We start from the raw sequence: 16,402 nt of genomic DNA, 5'->3' as shown, positions 1-16,402 counted from the left end.
TCGCCTGTCCTCCCACGGCGTAAGCAGATGTACAAAAGCGGCGAGTTGTGTAAAAATAGCTCGTCGGCTTCCGGTTCACCGGTGTCGCGGCCGCAGGCGCTTTTGCTTTGCGGCAAGGGCGGTCTCCTCTGAGAGCTCGTCCGCGCATCGGACCCGGGGCGTTCAACGATCCAAGGAGCTCAAATGAAGCAGGGAATCCATCCCGAATACCATGCCATCAAGGTTTCATGCACATGTGGCAACGAGTTTGAAACTCGTTCGACGATTGAGGGCGACCACCTTCGCGTCGATGTGTGCAGCGCCTGCCACCCCTTCTACACGGGCAAGCAGAAGATTCTCGATACCGGCGGCCGCGTGGCCAAGTTCGAGGCCCGTTACGGCAAGCGGAAGGCCAAGTAGTTCGTGCTCTCGGCGCCGGCGCAGGAAATGCGTCGGCGCCGAGGTGTATTTTCTTTGAGAAGGAGTGTGGCGAGGAATGAGCAGTCAGATTGAGCTTGCCGAGCAGGTGCTCGCCGAGCACCGCAAGATTGAAACGGAGATGTCCAGCCCCGAGGCGCTCTCCAGCCCCGAGAAGATGAAATCCCTCGGGCGCAGATACGCCGAGCTGGGGCGGGTTGTCCGCGTTTATCAGGCCTACCGGCGCGCCGAGGCAGATCTTTCGGAGACCCGGGAGATCGTCGAAGCCGGCGGCGAGGACGCCGAGCTCTTCCGCCCCGAGCTTCCTGGTTTGCAAGAAGCCTATGCGCAGGCCGAGGCTGCGCTCAAGGATGCGCTTATTCCCCGCGACCCCGACGACGCCCGCGACGCCATCGTCGAAGTCAAGGCGGGGGAGGGCGGCGAGGAATCGGCCCTCTTCGCCGGGGATTTGCTGAGAATGTACGAGCGTTACGCCGAGCGGATGGGCTGGCAGACGCAGATCCTCAGCTCGGTGCCCACCGAGCTTGGCGGCTTCAAGGACGTGCAGCTGGCCGTCCGCCTGCGCTCGGCGCCAGAGGACCCCGCCGACGGCGTGTGGGCGCATCTCAAATTCGAGGCCGGGGTGCACCGCGTTCAGCGCGTCCCCGTCACCGAATCGCAGGGCCGCCTGCACACCTCCGCAGCCGGAGTGCTCGTCTTCGCCGAGGTCGACGACCCCGGAGAAGTCGAGATCGCCGACGCCGACATCCGCGTCGACGTGTTTCGTTCCTCGGGCCCGGGCGGGCAGTCCGTGAACACAACGGATTCCGCCGTGCGCATCACGCATATTCCCACCGGCTTGGTCGTCTCTTGTCAGGACGAGAAATCGCAGATCAAGAATCGAGAGGCCGCCATGCGCGTCCTGAGGGCGAGGCTTCGCCAGATGCAGCTCGAACAGCAAGCCGAGGAAAACGCCGCCATGCGCCGTTCGCAGGTGCGCACGGTCGATCGCTCCGAGCGAATCCGCACCTACAACTTCCCCGAAAACAGGATCTCCGACCATCGCACGGGATACAAGGCGTACAACCTCGACCAGGTTCTCGCTGGAAACCTCGGACCCCTCGTCGATTCGGCTCGCGAGATGGACGAGGCCGAACGGATGGCCTCGCAGGAGTGACGCGGGGAAGCTGGCATCGCCTGATTGCTGAGGCGTCCGCGCTTTTGGGCGACGCCGGAGTGACCTCCCCGACGTCGGACGCCCGCGAGCTTGCCGAATTCGCGGCCGGCGTACGCCGCCTGCCGGCCGCAGACCCGACGCCTGACGAACGCGCGATGTTTTCGCGCGCCGTCGCGCGCAGAGCCGCCCGCGAGCCGCTCCAACACATCACCGGGCGCATGTACTTTCGCTGGCTTGAGCTCGTCAGCCGCCCGGGCGCCTTCATAGTCAGGCCCGAAACCGAGGCCGTTGCGCAGGACGCCGTCGACGAGGCCCGGCGAATCGCCGATCGGGGCGAGCGGCCGCGCGTCCTCGACCTGTGCACGGGATCGGGCGCCATCGCCCTCGCCGTGGCGACGGAGGTCCCGGGGTCCGCGGTCGTCGGCGTCGACGCCTCGGCCGAGGCCCTTCAAGTGGCCCGTGAAAACAACGCCGCCTACGGCGGCCCCGTCGAATTCGTCCTCGCCGACGCGCTGGAATTCTCCGGCGCGTGCGAGCCTGACGTGCGCGAAGATCCTGGAGCGAGCGAATCTGGCGCCCTCGGATCCGGCGGCGCGCGCAGGAAGTTCGACGTCGTCGTCACGAATCCCCCGTATGTGCCCGCGCGCTGCGAACTGTCTCCGGAGGTTCTCGCCGACCCCGCCGCCGCCCTGTGGGGAGGCGGAGAAGACGGCCTGGACATGCCGAACGCGTTGGTCAAAAAGGCGGCTGGACTTTTGAAGCCGGGCGGGCTTCTGGTCATGGAACACGCCGAGGAACAAGCGGAGCCGCTGCGGCGCCTTGCGTTGAAGACGGGATTCGTCAAGGCGGAGACGAGGGCGGATCTAGCCGGACGCCCGCGATGGCTGCGAGCTCGGCTACCCTTAGATGAGCATTGAAGTTGGGAGGTGCGATGAGAGTCATCGACAGCGCGGACGCTGCCGCAGCAGGGGCAGCGGCAGCAGCTGTGCGCGAGGGTTTGCTCGTCGTGCTTCCGACCGACACCGTCTACGGGCTCGGGGCCGACCCTCGAAGCCCCCGAGCCGTCGATCGCCTTCTCACGGCGAAGGGACGCGGGCGAGACAAGCCCTCGCCCGTTCTCGTCGCCTCTGTGGCTCAGGCCGAGGAGCTGGCGCGGAAGGCCCCCGACGTCGCGAAAGCCCTCATGGCCGAGTTCTGGCCCGGCGCGCTGACCCTCGTCCTGCCGTCCGAACGGCTTGGATGGGACCTTGGTGAGACGAACGGCACAATCGCGTTGCGGATGCCGAATCATCCCGCCGCCTTGGAATTGCTGAAGGAAGCCGGGCCGCTTGCCGTTTCGTCCGCGAATCTCAGTGGCCGCCCGCCCGCTGCGACTGTGGGCGAAGCCGTCGAGCAGCTCGGAGGGAAGGTCGCCGTCTACCTCGACGGCGGTCCGTGCCCGGGCGGCGCCCCCTCCACGATCGTGTCCTTCGACGGCGGGCTTATGAGGGTTCTGCGAGAAGGCGGCGTCGGTAGGGGCGAACTCGCACGATTCGGAGATGTTGCCTAGTGCGCGTTTACCTTCTCATCATGGCGATCGCAGCCGTTGCGACGTATCTGCTGGTCCCCGTCGTCAAACGTCTGGCGCTTTTGCTCGGTGCCATCACGCAGGTGCGCGAACGCGACGTGCACACCCTTCCCATTCCCAGACTGGGCGGAGTGGCCATGTATCTGGGATTTTCCGCCGCCATTCTCATAGCCTCGCGAATACCCTACCTTTCGGGCGTCTTTCCCCGAGGTTCCGCGATTTGGGGAGTCTTGCTCGGCGCGGGTTTCATGTGTCTGGTCGGCGCGATAGACGACGTTTGGGAGCTCGTCTGGTACGCGAAGCTGGCTGGCGAGGTGCTCGCCGCCGGGACGATGGCGTGGCAGGGAGTCCAGTTGGTCACCGTCCCCCTCATGGGGCTGACTGTCGGGTCGACGCGGCTGACGCTCTTCATCACGACGATCGTCATGGTCATCGTGGCCAACGCCGTGAACTTCGTCGACGGGCTCGACGGTCTGGCCGCAGGAATCGTGGGAATCGCCGGAATGGCCTTCTTCGTTTATTCTTACACGCTTACGCGCGACGCCTCCCCGAGCGACTACGCGTCGGCGGCGTGCGTGGTGGTCGCCGCCGTCGTCGGCATATGCGCAGGTTTCCTTCCCCACAATTTCCACCGGGCCCGGATCTTCATGGGCGATTCCGGCGCCCTCATGCTCGGCGTGCTCATCGCGGCGGCGGGCATCCTCGTCACGGGGCAAATCGATCCGGTCAACACGTCGCCCGGATACGCTTTGCCCGCGGTGATGCCGCTTCTTGTGCCCGCCGCCGTGATTTTCTTGCCGCTCCTCGATTTCACGTGGGCGGTCACCCGGAGGCTCGCCCGCGGGCAGTCCCCATTCGCCGCCGACGCAGGCCATCTTCACCACCGGCTTCTACGCCAGGGGCATTCCCACGCGGGCGCCGTCCTCATTCTCTACATGTGGGCCGCGATGGCCTCTCTGACCTGTGTGGCGCTCGTGAGATTCCCCGCGCGAATCGTCGGGACGGTCGCCTTCGTCTGCCTCATCTTCGGGATATTCGTCACACGACATCAATTCGGCAGGCGCAGGGACGACGCCGACGACGACACGCGGATCCCCTCTGCCAATGCGACGAACGCCCGCTCGCCCGCGGGGGGCGCTCGCTCTTCCGAGGCCAACGCCCGCTCTTCCGACGCCAAGGGCGCGGAATCCGCCGCCCCCGAGCGGGAGGCAGGCGAGGGCCGGATGAAGGCCGCGGCGCCGACGAAAGCCGCGGAGCCGGCGGAGACGCAACCGCTGCGAGGAGCGGGGGCGCCGCTGGAGACGACTCCAGGGGCCACGCTTCAGCGGGCGGGGGGAAAGCATGCCGATTTCGGGGACCCCGAGGTTCGCAAGGCTGATCCTCCGGCGCCCGGAGGATCGTCGTGGCAGGCTGAGCAGGCTCCCGGCGGATCGTTGCTGCCGCGATCGCGGCGCGCGGCCAGACACAAGCTGATCGAGGTTGAGAAGGAAGCCGACGTTCCCCGCGAGCGCACGGCGCCTCGGGAGCTGGCAGCGAGCCCGGGAGACGGCGTCGAAAGCGTTGAACGCGTTCAGGGACGCGCCGATGCGCGGCGAGGGGCATAAGGCGCGGATGGCCGACGCGGCCGACGCCGACAAGACGCTGCGGACGATCGCTCTGTGTAACCTCGCGGCCATGTCCGTGCTCGGTTGCCTCGGAGCAGGCGCTTTCGCGGCGGCGGGAAGATTCGACGTCGCCCGCTCGATTGCCGTCGCCGCGGCGACGGTCGGCGCTGCGGGCGCGCTCACGGCGGTGGCGGCCCGCCGGTGCTCGGGCGCGGCGATGGCTTTCGGCTTCGTTCTGAAAATGGCGGCGGTGCTCGGCGTCTTCAGCGCCCTCGACAGTTGGGCCGGCCTGAATCGCAGAGCACTGGTCGTTGCGGTGGCGCTCGGCGTCGTCGCCTCCCTTGCGATCGATTCGTGGGGTGCGTTGAGACAGCGCGAAGGCTTCGAGGAGCGCGAGGACTTTGAGGAGCGCGAAGGCTTCGAGGAGCGCGAGGACTTTGAGGAGCGCGAAGGCTTCCAGGAGTGCGAGAACTTCGAGGAGCGCGAAGGCCTCGAAGAACGGAACGGGGGACGGGACGACGAGGCGGCCGACGCCCCCTCTTGACGTCTTCTGTCCGCTTGCCTTCTGTCCGCTTCGTTTAGCGTCTTCCCTCCGTTTCGCGTCTGTTTCGCTCGACGGGGAGCGTCTCACCGCTCCGGTTTGACGCGCATGTGGCGCCTCTCTCGGTCAAGGCGTAGTATCGAGAGGTGTACGTGCTCGCGGGCATTCCCGCGAGTGCTGTATGGTGCGAATGCGACAAACCAAGCTGCCGGATCAACGAAGGGGTAGGAAGTGTCGAACGCGTTCACGGCTCTGGCGAACGGCGGGGTCTTGGCCTCAGGCGACTTCGAAGCGCCGTCGATCGACGAGTTCTTTCCCGACCCCATACTCTTCGGCGGGACGCCCTTCGCAATCAACCGCGTGGTCCTCGTCCGGCTCATCGCCGTGGCCGCGCTCTTCCTTCTCTGCTTTCTCTACTACAAGAAGGCGAAGCTTGTGCCAGGCCGTGCGCAGGGAGCTTTTGAATCGATCCTCGATTTTTCGCGCAACCAGGTGGGCCATGAAATCCTGGGGGAGAGGGCGAAGCCGTATCAGCCGCTTCTGGCCACGATCTTCATGGGTTTGCTCTTCATGAACATCACGGGCATCATTCCCGGGCTGCAGATCGCATCGACGTCAATCATCGGCATGCCATTGATTTTCGCGATCGTGGCCTACGTCTCCTTCCTTTACGCGGGAATCAAGGCCAACGGCGCCGGGCATTTCTTCAAGGAACAGCTCTTCCCGCCGGGCGTGCCCAAACCCATCTACATCTTCATGACGCCGATCGAGTTGCTCTCGACCTTCGTCATCCGCCCGCTCACGCTGACCATCCGACTTTTGGCCAACATGGTCTCGGGGCACCTCCTGCTCGTCCTCTGCTTCCTGGGAACCCATTACCTCTACCTTTCGATGAGCGGAGGAATGGGGATCGCACTAGGCTCCCTGACCCTCGCGGCAGGGGTCGTGTTCACGCTTTTCGAGGCTTTCGTGGCCGCCCTGCAGGCATACATCTTCGCCTTGCTGGCCGCGGCCTACATCTCACTGTCCATAGAACACTGATTTATCCACCGAACAAAAGGAACTCGAAATGATCGGCAACATCGCCACCATCGGTTACGGTCTCGCGGCCCTCGGCCCCGGCATCGGCATCGGACTCATCGGCGCGAAGAATCAGGAAGCGACGGCGCGCCAGCCCGAGCTCAAGGGATACTTGCGCGTCAATATGTTCCTGTCGATCGCCTTCACCGAGGCCCTCGGTCTTCTGGGCTTCGTGGCCGGCTTCGCCTTCGGCTCCTGATCATGACGACCGCTTCCGAGCACTCCCTCATACTTCCGGCGACGGCCGACCTGGTCTGGGGAACCGTCTCGTTCGTCATCGTCGCTTTGGCGATCTTCAAGTTCGCCTGGCCCACCTTCATGCGGCTTCTCGACGAGCGCACGCAGAAGATCGACGAAGGACTGAACCAGGCGGAGCGCGCCCGTGAGGAGACAGCCCGCGAACGGGCGGCGCTCGCGGACGAGGTTAACGAGGCCAGACGCGAGGCGGCGCAAATTCGCGAGACCGCTCAGAGCAACGCCGCGGCAATCGTCGAGGACGCCAAGAAGAATGCCTCCGTCGAGGCGAAGAGGGTCGCGGACGCAGCTCAGCGCCAGATAGACGCCGACGCGAAGCTCGCGAGAACCCAGCTTCGACGCGACGTCGGATCGCTGGCCGCCGAACTGGCCGGGCGAATCGTCGGCGAGCAGGCCCTCGACCCCAAGGTCTCTTCCGCCGTGGTCGATTCGTTCCTCGACGAGCTCGAGGCGGATGTGAGCGCCCCGGCCGGACCGCGGCCGAAGGAGAAGTAGATGCGTGCCGTCAGCCGGGAATCCTACGAGCGTGCAAAGGACCGCTGGGGCGCGCTTCTGCGGCAAAAGAGCGCGCGCGGGCTCGATTTCGGCGAGGAGGCCTTCGCCGTAGCCGACGTTCTTCGCGCGTCCGGCCAGCTTGCGCGTTCGCTTGCGGATTCCAGCCGAGCGGCGCAGGACCGCGCACGTTTAGCCTCCGACGTCTTCTCCCCACGGTTTTCCGAGGAGATGTCCGAGCTCGTCATCGGGCTCGTGCGCGACCGGTGGGCCGACGAGGCGGACATCGCCGACTCCGTCGAACTCCTGGGCGTCCAATCCGTGCTCGCGCACTCCGATTCGGCCGGAAAGCTGGGCGAAACGGAGGGCGAGCTGTATCGGGCCATGAGGCTTTTGGCCGAAGAGCGCGACCTGCGCATCACCCTGTCCGACGACGCCGTTTCCCTCGCGCGCAGGGACGCGCTGGCCGACCGGGTGTGGAAAAAGCACGTCGGCGCGCCCGCGCTGACGCTCATTCGCCGCGCGGTGGCGCGGGCGCCGCTCCCGACGTTGGCCGCTTCGCTGACGGGGTACGTCGACGCCGCAGCGGAGATCCAATCCAAGCTCGTCGCCTCCGTGACGGCGGCGAGCCCGCTCACTCGCAAACAGGAAGAACGGCTGAAGAGGATCCTCTCAGCGCGTTACGGCAAAGACGTGTCCGTTCACGTCGCGATCGACGCCGCAGCCGTGGGCGGCATTCGCATACACATAGGCGACGACGTCATCGACGCGACGCTCGCCACGCGGATCAAGGGCGTCAAGGACGCCGTCATCAAGTAACCGGCGGCCACCGCCTACGTAGTTAAGGAAAGAGGAATGGCTGAACTTACCATCCAGCCCGAGGAGATCCGGGCGGCGCTCGACAACTTCGTGAGCTCCTACGAGCCCGCCAAGTCCGTGAGCGAGGAGGTCGGCCACGTCACCCTGACCGCCGACGGCATCGCTCGCGTCGAGGGGCTTCCCGGCACCATGGCCAACGAACTGCTGACCTTCGAAGACGGAACCCTCGGCCTGGCCATGAACCTGGAGGAGCGCGAGATCGGCGTCGTCGTCCTCGGCGAATTCTCGTCGATCGAAGAGGGCCAGGAAGTGCGGCGCACGGGAGAGGTTCTCTCAGTTCCCGTCGGCGAGGGCTACCTCGGCCGCACCGTGGATCCGCTCGGACGGCCGCTTGACGGGCTCGGCGAGATCCAGGGAGTCGAGGGCCGGCGCGCCTTGGAGCTGCAGGCCCCCGGCGTCATGATGCGCAAATCCGTCCACGAGCCGCTGCAAACCGGCATCAAGGCGATCGATTCGATGATTCCGATCGGGCGCGGCCAGCGCCAGCTCATCATCGGCGACCGCCAGACGGGCAAGACGGCCCTGGCGATCGACACGATCCTCAACCAGAGGGAGAACTGGCTCTCCGGCGACCCGAAGAAGCAGGTCCGGTGCATCTACGTGGCCATCGGCCAGAAGGGCTCGACCATCGCCTCCGTCCGCGGAACGCTCGAGAAGGCCGGAGCGATGGACTACACGACCATCGTCGCCTCTCCGGCGTCCGACCCGGCGGGCTTCAAGTATCTGGCGCCGTACACCGGCTCGGCCATCGGCCAGCATTGGATGTACAACGGCAAACACGTGCTCATCGTCTTCGACGACCTTTCCAAGCAGGCCGAAGCCTATCGAGCGGTTTCCCTGTTGCTGCGCCGCCCGCCGGGGCGCGAGGCCTACCCTGGCGACGTCTTCTATCTGCATTCTCGCCTCCTCGAGCGCTGCGCCAAGCTTTCCGACGAGATGGGCGGGGGGTCGATGACGGGGCTGCCGCTCATCGAAACGAAGGCGAACGACGTCTCCGCCTACATTCCCACAAACGTCATCTCGATCACGGACGGGCAGATCTTCCTCCAGTCGGATCTGTTCAACGCCAATCAGCGCCCGGCCGTCGACGTCGGAATCTCCGTCTCGCGCGTGGGCGGCGACGCCCAGATCAAGGCGATGAAGAAAGTGGCGGGAACGCTGAAGATCACGCTCGCGCAGTACCGCGCGCAGGCGGCGTTCGCCATGTTCGCCTCGGACCTCGACGCGACCACGCGCCAGCAGCTGACAAGAGGCGAGCGCATCATGCAGCTGCTGCGCCAGCAGCAGTACACGCCTTACAAGGTGGAGGACCAGGTCGCCTCGGTGTGGGCGGGGACCAACGGCTTCCTCGACGAGCTTCCGCTGGACAAGGTCCACGACTACGAGAAGCGTCTGCTCGACTATTTGCGCCACAACACCGGAGTGCTGGAGAAGATCGCGGAGACCGGGCTCCTCGAGAAGGAGACGGAAGAAGAGCTTCGCACCGCGGTCAAGGAATTCACACACGGCTACCTCGTCGCCGAAGGGGTCGCCGCGGACGGCGAGGGCGAGGTCGAAGTGGAGACCGAGGTCGCCAAAGAGCAGATCGTCCGGGCGAAGCGAGGCTGACCGTGGCGGGCGCACAGAGGGTCTTCAAGGAGAAGATCAGGGCGACGGCGACGCTGGAAAAGGTCTTCCGCGCGATGGAGCTCATCGCCGCCTCGCGCATCGGCAGGGCGCGAGAGGCTGCGAGCGGCCTGGATCCCTACACCCGGATCCTCACGCGGTCGATAGCGGCCGTGGCCCTCCACGACCACGAGCTCAACCATCCCATGCTCACCCACCGCGAGGACACGAACCGGGTGGCCGTCCTCGTCGTCACGTCGGACAGGGGGATGGCGGGCGCCTACTCCTCGTCCGTCCTTCGCGAGGCCGACAGGCTGGTCGAGGAGCTGCGGACGGAAGGCAGGGAGCCCGTTCTGTACGTGAGCGGGCGCCGCGGCGAGTCCTACTACAGGTTCCAGGGAATCGAGGTGGCGAAGTCGTGGACCGGCAAGTCCGACAACCCCGACATCGACGTCTCCGACGACGTCGCCTCCACCCTTCTCGACGCCTATCTCGCCGCGCCCGAAGACGGCGGCGTCGGCGAGCTCATCGTCGTCTACACGAGGTTCGTCTCGATGGTCCGGCAGATCGTCCAGGTGCGCCACATGCTCCCCCTCGAAGTCGTCGAGGCGGAAGACGACGACGAGCGCGGGCCGGTCGACGACCTGGGGGACAGGCCGGAGGAAACGCGTCCTCTCTTCGAGTTCGAGCCCTCGGCGGAGGACATCTTCGACGCGCTGCTGCCGATGTACGTGAGCCAGCGCATTCATTCGGTTCTCCTCATGGCCGCCGCCTCGGAGCTCGCCTCGCGCCAACAGGCGATGCATTCGGCCACGGAGAACGCCCAGAAGCTCATTGAGGACTACACCCGCCTGGCCAACAACGCGCGCCAGGCGGAGATTACGACAGAGATCACCGAAATCGTCTCGGGCGCCGACGCGCTCAAGCAGGGTGCTTAAAGGAGAAACATGACCACGCTCGTATCCAATCCGGGAACCGGACGCATCGTCCAGGTCATCGGAGCCGTCGTCGACGTCGAATTCCCGGCGGACTCCTTACCCGAGATCAACAACGCCTTGACCACGCACGTGGACCTCAGCGCCCAGGGGGAGGGCGAGGGCTCATACGACATGACGCTCGAGGTCGCCCAGCACCTGGGAGACAACATCGTCCGAGCCATCGCCCTCAAACCGACCGACGGCCTCGTGCGCGGGGCCCTCGTCACGGACACGGGCGCGCCCATCTCCGTGCCGGTCGGCGAGGCGACGAAGGGGCACGTCTTCAACGTGTTCGGCGAATGCCTCAACCTCGACGGCGACGAGGTCCTCCAGGTCGAAGAACGGTGGCCGATCCACCGCAAGCCGCCCGCCTTCGACGAGCTCGAGCCCGAGACGCGGATGTTCCAGACGGGAATCAAGGTCATCGACCTTCTCACTCCGTACGTCCAGGGCGGCAAGATCGGCCTGTTCGGAGGCGCGGGCGTCGGCAAGACGGTCCTCATCCAGGAGATGATCCAGCGCGTGGCCCAGGACCACGACGGCGTCTCCGTGTTCGCCGGAGTCGGCGAGCGCACCCGAGAGGGCAACGACCTCATCAACGAGATGGGCGAAGCCGGCGTCCTCGACAAGACGGCCCTGGTATTCGGGCAGATGGACGAGCCTCCGGGCGTGCGCCTTCGGGTGGCGCTGTCCGGGCTGACGATGGCGGAGTACTTCCGCGACGTCGAGAACCAGGACGTCCTTCTGTTCATCGACAACATCTTCCGATTCACCCAGGCCGGCTCGGAGGTCTCCACGCTGCTGGGCCGCATGCCCTCCGCCGTCGGATACCAGCCGACCCTCGCCGACGAGATGGGCTCCCTCCAGGAGCGCATCACGTCCACGAGGGGCCATTCGATCACCTCGCTGCAGGCGATCTACGTGCCCGCGGACGATTACACCGATCCTGCCCCGGCCACGACGTTCGCCCACTTGGACGCGACCACTCAGCTCTCGCGAGAGATTGCCTCGCGCGGGCTCTACCCGGCAGTCGATCCGCTGACGTCGACCTCGCGCATCCTCGACCCGCAGGTGGTGGGGCAGGAGCATTACGAGGTCGCCACCCGAGTCAAGGCCATCCTTCAGAAGAACAAGGAGCTGCAGGACATCATCTCCATCCTGGGCGTCGACGAGCTGTCCGAAGAGGACAAGGTGACGGTCGCCCGGGCCCGGCGCATTCAGCAGTACCTCTCCCAAAACACCTACACGGCGCTCAAGTTCACCGGCGTCGAGGGGTCGACGGTTCCCGTGGACGAGACGGTCGAGGCCTTCCGCCGGCTGTGTGACGGCGAGTACGATCACATTCCCGAGCAGGCGTTCTTCAACATCGGCGGCATCGAGGACATCGAGCGTTCGTGGGAGAAGATTCGCCAGGAGCAGGGCTGATGAAGGTCGAGATCGTCGACAGGCAGGCGCTCGTGTGGTCGGGAGACACCGGCCACCTCGTCGTTCCGTCTCAGGAAGGCGCCATGGGGATCCTACCCGGGCACACTCCCCTCATGGCGCTCCTCGTGCCCGGCAGGGTCGAGGTGAACCTTTCGGAGGGCCGCTCGCTCGTCTTCGAGGTCGACGGCGGCTTTGTGACGGTCGACGAGGACCGCGCCTACGTCGTCGTCGAGCATTCGGACACCGGGCACACCGAGTAGCCGGGCGCAGGTCAGCCGGGCGCGTTGCGGCCGGGAACACGCAGCAAAGGCACGAAAGGCGGGGATATGAGGGCGCTTGACGTCATATTGGCCGTTGCCTTCGCAGGCGCCCTGGCGGGCCTCGCGTTTCTCAGCGTCTACTTCGTGCGTTTGAGAGGGCTTCTGCACAAGTACGGCACGTTCCAATGCGCGCTGCGGCGAAAGGGAGGCCGTTGGATTCCCGGGATCATCGCGCTCCAAGCCGATGCAATCGAATGGTATCCGCGCAGGTCCCTGGTGCTGAACTCCAAATGGAGCTTTCCCCGCGAGCTCCTGGAGATCCGAGGGCATCGCCAGGGAATCCTCCCGGGGACCACGGTCGTCGAGTTCCTCGGCGACGGGGTCGAATACGAGGCCGCGCTGCGCACCGCCCAATTCGCGGGGCTCGTCTCATGGATCGATTCCGCGCCGCCGGCCGAGGAGCCGGCCGACTTCTGATCGATTCGCTGCACGTCGGGCGTGTGCCTAGTGGGCGAGCGAGGCGCGACGTCAGGCGCATCGGGTAGGCTGTGAGGCTATGCGCGTAGTCTTTGCTGAGTGTTCCGTCGATTACTCGGGCCGCCTCGACGCCCACCTGGAGAAGGCGACGAGGCTTCTCATGGTCAAAGCCGACGGCTCGGTGCTCGTCCACGCCGACGGCGGCTCCTACAAGCCGCTGAACTGGATGAGCCCTCCCTGCTCGATGTCCGTGCGCGAGCCCGACGAAGACGAAGCCGCGTCCGGCGTGAGCGAAGTGTGGGAGGTCTCACGCAACAAGAGCGAGGACAGGCTGGTCGTGCGCATCTTCGAGGTGTGCGCCGAGGCCAGCCACGACCTAGGAATCGAGCCGGGCCTCGTCAAAGACGGCGTCGAGGCGCATTTGCAGGCGCTTCTGGCCGAGCAGGTCGAGCGGATCGGCGAGGGCATGAGCCTGGTGCGCCGGGAGTTTCCGACGGCCATCGGGCCTGTCGACCTTCTTGTGCGCGACGGCGACGGCGGGCACGTGGCCGTGGAGGTCAAGCGGCGCGGCGAGATCGACGGCGTCGAACAGCTGACCCGGTATCTCGCGCTGCTTGAGCGCGATCCGCTGCTGGCCCCGGTGCGCGGGGTTTTCGCCGCCCAGGAGATCAAGCCCCAGGCCAGAGTCCTGGCCGAAGACAGGGGCATCGAGTGCGTCGTTCTCGACTACGACGAAATGCGCGGCTTGGACAACCCGGAGGACAGGCTGTTCTGATGCGCCGGTCGAAAAAGTACTCGCGGCCGGTGCGCCCGCTGAATGCGCGTGCGGCCATGGGCGGCGTGAAGCACGAGATCGGCCGCGACGGCGCCGAGTACAAGGTCTTCCACATCCGCGAAGCGGCCAAACGCTACGTGTGCCCCGGATGCGGAGGCTCGATCGACGTCGGCGAGGCGCACGAGGTGGCGTGGACGGAGGACACCGTCCTGGGCTCGCAGTTCGGGATTGATTCGAGACGACACTGGCACACGTCGTGCTGGAGGCATCGCGGAACGAGATGACGCCCTGCGCCGTCGGCGCGAGTTCCGCGTAGGCGGAGGCGGGTGTGCCGCATCGGCGGCGACGCGAGCTCCCCGCCCAGCGAAAGCGAGTGCACGGGCGCGTAACCCTGGCCTGAACGACGATGCGCGGCTAGGGTGGGGATATGACTGTACTAGCTACAAGGCGAACGGGAGACGCGGGAAAGCTCCCGCTCCTTCTTCTTCACGCGATGCCGCTCGATTCGACGATGTGGGATCTGGTTCGCGACAGGCTCGCCCCGATCGACGTCCTCACCGTCGACGCCCCGGGCTTCGGCGGCTCCCCAAGCGGCGCCGAACTTCAAGAGCGCTATGGGCGCCCCGAGCCTTCGCTCGAAGTCTTCGTCGAGGCGATCCGCGAGTCGCTTGACGAGCTCGAGGTCGAGCGCGTCGTCCTCGGGGGCATGTCGATGGGCGGAACCGTGGCGGCGACCTTTGCGCAGACCTACCCCGAGAGGGTCGCCGGCCTGGCGCTTATGGACACGAACATCGGCGTGGACGACGCCGACCATGCCGCCATTCGGCGCGAGAGCATCGCCCTGTGCGAGGAGGGCAAGGGATATGAGTCCGTCAAGGAATGGAGCAATTTCCTTGTTTCCCCCGCCTCGCCGGAATCCGTGCGTCAGAGCCTCGACCGGCGTTTTCGGCTGTTCAACTCGGCTTCGCTCGCCTGGCTTCAGAGGGCTCTGCTCGACCGCGACAGCGCCATCGGCGCGCTGACCGCCATCGACGGGCCAATCCTTCTCGAGCGCGGCGCGGACGACGCCACGTGCAGCTTCGCACTCCTCCAGCAATGGAAGGAGCTTGCTCCGCGTGCGAAAATCATTGAGATTCCAGGCGCCGGCCACTTTGTTGCGGACGAACAGCCCGAGGTGCTGGCAAAGGCTCTGGCCGATTTCTACCGGCAGGCTGCGTAGCGCCCCGGCTGACTCCGCCGGCCTGCTGGAGCAGACGGGGAGCGCCGAAAACAAACGCGGGAGGGGCGCCTTCCCTCCCGCGTGAGCGAACTACGTGCGTGATATCACAAGCTGCGTGAGCCCTTCAGGCGCGTGAGCCCTCAGGACGCTTGCTTCTTCTTTGCGGCCCCTCCCGCTTTCGAGGACGCCGACTTGCCCGAGGCCTTTGCCTGAGGCTTCTTCTTGCCGGCGGCAGACTTCGACTTGTCTTGATCGGCGGGCTTGTCTTCCTCCGATTCGACGGCCCGGGGAACCTCGATTTCGTGGACCTCGGCGCCTTCGTCCCCGCTTTCGGGCGCAGAAGCCGCCGACGCCGCGGACGTGACCGTCGGCGTTTCGGCTCGGGCCTGGCCGGCGCTGACGATGTTGGCCAGCGCGAGCCCGGAATCCGAAGACGCGAGCATCGAGCGCATGTCCTCCAGGTAGGTCAGAAGTGCGTCGCGCTGGCTCTCCAGGGAGGCGACGTGCTCCTCGGCCGAGTGGGCCATCGCGGCGGCCTCCGCGTTGGCCTCAGAGCGGATTCTGCGAGCCTCGTCGCGTGCCGCGGAGACGATGGACGAGGCCTCCTCCTGAGCCTGGTTCAGCGTGGCGGTGGCCGTCTTCTCCGAGTCGGACGTGATCTGCTCGGCCCTCTGCGTGGCCTCCGCCAAGCGCCTTTCGGCAGCCTCGGCCCTGCCTTCGGCGTCGGAGACCATGGCCTCCGTGCGCTCGCGGGCCTCGGCGTCGATGGCGGCGCGCTCATCGGCGCTGCGTTTGCGCAGATTCGCGACCTCGCGGTCCACCGAGGCGCGCAGGGCGGCGACGATCTCGTCGGTCTCGCTGCGAAGCCGTGTGGCGTCGCGGGTTGCCTCCGCGCGGATCTTGGACACTTCTTCTTCCGCTGCGGCGCGCATCTCGGACAGCTCCGCGTCGACGTTGGCCCGCTGGGACTCGACGTAGTGGTCGATCTCCGAGCGCATGGACGAGACCTCGTTCGACGCCGATGTGCGGACCCGATCGGCTTCGCGCTCGGCGGACGCGACGAGTTCTTCCGCGGTGCGGTGTGCGTTGATCGCCAAAGCGTCCGCCTCCTGACGTGATGTAGCTCGCAGTTGATCGGCCTTGGTGCGTGCGCTCGTGAGCGTGTCCTGAGCTTCGGCCTCTGCGCTGCTGGTCAGCAGCGCGGCGCGCTCCTTTGCCCGCGCGATGATGGCTTCGGCGTCGGAATTTGCCCTGGACATGACGTCCATGGCCTGCTCCTCCGTCGAACGCAGGAGGCGTTCGACGCGCGAGCCGAGCCCGCCGTAGCTGGGGCGGGAGTTCTCCCGAACCTGTTGTTTCGCCTCGGCGAGCTCGCCCGACAGGCGCAGGATGCGTGAATCCAGCTCGGTGACCTGGGACTTAGTTTCCTCGAGTGCGGACTCGCTTTCTTCGAGCGCCGACTCCAATTCATGTATGTGTTCGTCGACCTGCGCGCGGTCATACCCCTTTCGCACAAGCGGGAACCTGCTGGTTTCCTCAACCATTCTCCGACCTTTCCGATGGGTGATATGTGGGTTGTGAATCGGATACAGACTAGGCTACTTTCATAGGCCGTGATCGGCCTAACCGGGACGTCGGATCGGACGGCCGATAGTGTTATAAAATCGTTATTA

Annotated in this window: 19 protein-coding genes; 18 read left to right on the top strand and 1 reads right to left on the bottom strand. The window is 66.0% G+C overall.

From position 1 onward, the window contains the following. Window positions 1-183: 183 nt before the first annotated feature. From rpmE to A4H34_RS08230, 18 genes are all read left to right on the top strand, one after another. Window positions 184-399: a 50S ribosomal protein L31 gene (rpmE, locus tag A4H34_RS08315; protein WP_009200105.1), complete on the top strand. Its 216-nt coding sequence runs from the start codon at window positions 184-186 to the stop codon at window positions 397-399. Window positions 400-475: 76 nt separating this feature from the next. Next, window positions 476-1,573, top strand: coding sequence for a peptide chain release factor 1 (gene prfA, locus A4H34_RS08310; RefSeq protein WP_009200106.1), 1,098 nt, complete (start codon window positions 476-478; stop codon window positions 1,571-1,573). Further along, the gene (gene prmC, locus A4H34_RS08305; protein WP_082903170.1) at window positions 1,570-2,490 is read left to right on the top strand and encodes a peptide chain release factor N(5)-glutamine methyltransferase; all 921 of its coding nucleotides are present in this window, start codon (window positions 1,570-1,572) and stop codon (window positions 2,488-2,490) included. Before prfA ends, prmC begins: the two co-directional genes overlap by 4 nt. 14 nt (window positions 2,491-2,504) lie before the next feature. Continuing rightward, window positions 2,505-3,122 carry an L-threonylcarbamoyladenylate synthase gene (locus tag A4H34_RS08300; RefSeq protein ID WP_064231785.1) on the top strand — a complete coding sequence of 206 codons (618 nt, stop codon included), beginning with the start codon at window positions 2,505-2,507 and terminating at the stop codon, window positions 3,120-3,122. A 20-nt stretch (window positions 3,123-3,142) separates the two neighbouring features. Then, window positions 3,143-4,744, top strand: a complete 1,602-nt coding sequence (locus tag A4H34_RS11505; RefSeq protein WP_321171002.1) for an MraY family glycosyltransferase — start codon at window positions 3,143-3,145, stop codon at window positions 4,742-4,744. Window positions 4,745-4,751: 7 nt separating this feature from the next. Further along, the gene (locus A4H34_RS08290) at window positions 4,752-5,288 is read left to right on the top strand and encodes a hypothetical protein (protein ID WP_064231784.1); all 537 of its coding nucleotides are present in this window, start codon (window positions 4,752-4,754) and stop codon (window positions 5,286-5,288) included. Between the two features lie 228 nt (window positions 5,289-5,516). Further along, the gene (gene atpB / locus A4H34_RS08285) at window positions 5,517-6,326 is read left to right on the top strand and encodes a F0F1 ATP synthase subunit A (RefSeq protein WP_009200111.1); all 810 of its coding nucleotides are present in this window, start codon (window positions 5,517-5,519) and stop codon (window positions 6,324-6,326) included. 28 nt (window positions 6,327-6,354) lie between these two features. Next, window positions 6,355-6,564, top strand: coding sequence for an ATP synthase F0 subunit C (gene atpE, locus A4H34_RS08280; protein ID WP_009200112.1), 210 nt, complete (start codon window positions 6,355-6,357; stop codon window positions 6,562-6,564). 2 nt (window positions 6,565-6,566) lie between these two features. Then, window positions 6,567-7,115, top strand: a complete 549-nt coding sequence (atpF, locus tag A4H34_RS08275) for a F0F1 ATP synthase subunit B (RefSeq protein WP_009200113.1) — start codon at window positions 6,567-6,569, stop codon at window positions 7,113-7,115. Beyond that, window positions 7,116-7,931 (top strand): F0F1 ATP synthase subunit delta, encoded by an 816-nt coding sequence (locus A4H34_RS08270; protein WP_064231783.1) that lies wholly within the window; start codon window positions 7,116-7,118, stop codon window positions 7,929-7,931. Window positions 7,932-7,967: 36 nt separating this feature from the next. Continuing rightward, window positions 7,968-9,599, top strand: coding sequence for a F0F1 ATP synthase subunit alpha (gene atpA, locus A4H34_RS08265; RefSeq protein WP_009200115.1), 1,632 nt, complete (start codon window positions 7,968-7,970; stop codon window positions 9,597-9,599). A gap of 2 nt (window positions 9,600-9,601) precedes the next feature. After that, window positions 9,602-10,534 (top strand): F0F1 ATP synthase subunit gamma, encoded by a 933-nt coding sequence (locus A4H34_RS08260; RefSeq protein WP_064231782.1) that lies wholly within the window; start codon window positions 9,602-9,604, stop codon window positions 10,532-10,534. A 9-nt stretch (window positions 10,535-10,543) separates the two neighbouring features. Beyond that, the gene (atpD, locus tag A4H34_RS08255; protein ID WP_009200117.1) at window positions 10,544-11,998 is read left to right on the top strand and encodes a F0F1 ATP synthase subunit beta; all 1,455 of its coding nucleotides are present in this window, start codon (window positions 10,544-10,546) and stop codon (window positions 11,996-11,998) included. After that, window positions 11,998-12,258, top strand: coding sequence for a F0F1 ATP synthase subunit epsilon (locus A4H34_RS08250; protein ID WP_009200118.1), 261 nt, complete (start codon window positions 11,998-12,000; stop codon window positions 12,256-12,258). The genes atpD and A4H34_RS08250 overlap by 1 nt, the downstream gene beginning before the upstream one ends. A gap of 66 nt (window positions 12,259-12,324) precedes the next feature. Beyond that, the gene (locus A4H34_RS08245; RefSeq protein ID WP_009200119.1) at window positions 12,325-12,735 is read left to right on the top strand and encodes a DUF2550 family protein; all 411 of its coding nucleotides are present in this window, start codon (window positions 12,325-12,327) and stop codon (window positions 12,733-12,735) included. 79 nt (window positions 12,736-12,814) lie between these two features. Next, the gene (nucS, locus tag A4H34_RS08240) at window positions 12,815-13,510 is read left to right on the top strand and encodes an endonuclease NucS (RefSeq protein ID WP_009200120.1); all 696 of its coding nucleotides are present in this window, start codon (window positions 12,815-12,817) and stop codon (window positions 13,508-13,510) included. Then, on the top strand, window positions 13,510-13,794 hold the full coding sequence (locus tag A4H34_RS08235) for a hypothetical protein (protein ID WP_009200121.1): 285 nt from the start codon (window positions 13,510-13,512) through the stop codon (window positions 13,792-13,794). Before nucS ends, A4H34_RS08235 begins: the two co-directional genes overlap by 1 nt. A 143-nt stretch (window positions 13,795-13,937) precedes the next feature. After that, the gene (locus tag A4H34_RS08230; RefSeq protein WP_040323682.1) at window positions 13,938-14,729 is read left to right on the top strand and encodes an alpha/beta fold hydrolase; all 792 of its coding nucleotides are present in this window, start codon (window positions 13,938-13,940) and stop codon (window positions 14,727-14,729) included. Window positions 14,730-14,869: 140 nt separating this feature from the next. On the opposite strand, the gene A4H34_RS08225 is transcribed toward A4H34_RS08230, so the two are convergent. Further along, window positions 14,870-16,273 carry a putative cellulose-binding protein gene (locus A4H34_RS08225; protein ID WP_009200123.1) on the bottom strand — a complete coding sequence of 468 codons (1,404 nt, stop codon included), beginning with the start codon at window positions 16,271-16,273 and terminating at the stop codon, window positions 14,870-14,872. Window positions 16,274-16,402: the final 129 nt, after the last annotated feature.

The sequence above is a fragment of the Peptidiphaga gingivicola genome, assembly GCF_001652275.1.
In the GTDB taxonomy this organism is placed as follows: domain Bacteria; phylum Actinomycetota; class Actinomycetes; order Actinomycetales; family Actinomycetaceae; genus Peptidiphaga; species Peptidiphaga gingivicola.
This window is presented reverse-complemented; position numbering and strand designations above follow the sequence as displayed.

What these genes read in the sequence shown, in the direction of transcription:
- atpA (WP_009200115.1), top strand. Translation starts at nt 7,968, where the DNA reads ATGGCTGAACTTACCATCCAGCCCGAGGAGATCCGGGCGGCGCTCGAC.
- A4H34_RS08230 (WP_040323682.1), top strand. Translation starts at nt 13,938, where the DNA reads ATGACTGTACTAGCTACAAGGCGAACGGGAGACGCGGGAAAGCTCCCG.
- A4H34_RS08270 (WP_064231783.1), top strand. Translation starts at nt 7,116, where the DNA reads ATGCGTGCCGTCAGCCGGGAATCCTACGAGCGTGCAAAGGACCGCTGG.
- A4H34_RS08245 (WP_009200119.1), top strand. Translation starts at nt 12,325, where the DNA reads ATGAGGGCGCTTGACGTCATATTGGCCGTTGCCTTCGCAGGCGCCCTG.
- nucS (WP_009200120.1), top strand. Translation starts at nt 12,815, where the DNA reads ATGCGCGTAGTCTTTGCTGAGTGTTCCGTCGATTACTCGGGCCGCCTC.
- A4H34_RS08225 (WP_009200123.1), bottom strand. Translation starts at nt 16,273, where the DNA reads ATGGTTGAGGAAACCAGCAGGTTCCCGCTTGTGCGAAAGGGGTATGAC.
- prfA (WP_009200106.1), top strand. Translation starts at nt 476, where the DNA reads ATGAGCAGTCAGATTGAGCTTGCCGAGCAGGTGCTCGCCGAGCACCGC.
- A4H34_RS08235 (WP_009200121.1), top strand. Translation starts at nt 13,510, where the DNA reads ATGCGCCGGTCGAAAAAGTACTCGCGGCCGGTGCGCCCGCTGAATGCG.
- atpE (WP_009200112.1), top strand. Translation starts at nt 6,355, where the DNA reads ATGATCGGCAACATCGCCACCATCGGTTACGGTCTCGCGGCCCTCGGC.
- A4H34_RS08300 (WP_064231785.1), top strand. Translation starts at nt 2,505, where the DNA reads ATGAGAGTCATCGACAGCGCGGACGCTGCCGCAGCAGGGGCAGCGGCA.
- rpmE (WP_009200105.1), top strand. Translation starts at nt 184, where the DNA reads ATGAAGCAGGGAATCCATCCCGAATACCATGCCATCAAGGTTTCATGC.
- atpF (WP_009200113.1), top strand. Translation starts at nt 6,567, where the DNA reads ATGACGACCGCTTCCGAGCACTCCCTCATACTTCCGGCGACGGCCGAC.
- atpD (WP_009200117.1), top strand. Translation starts at nt 10,544, where the DNA reads ATGACCACGCTCGTATCCAATCCGGGAACCGGACGCATCGTCCAGGTC.
- A4H34_RS11505 (WP_321171002.1), top strand. Translation starts at nt 3,143, where the DNA reads ATGGCGATCGCAGCCGTTGCGACGTATCTGCTGGTCCCCGTCGTCAAA.
- A4H34_RS08250 (WP_009200118.1), top strand. Translation starts at nt 11,998, where the DNA reads ATGAAGGTCGAGATCGTCGACAGGCAGGCGCTCGTGTGGTCGGGAGAC.
- A4H34_RS08290 (WP_064231784.1), top strand. Translation starts at nt 4,752, where the DNA reads ATGGCCGACGCGGCCGACGCCGACAAGACGCTGCGGACGATCGCTCTG.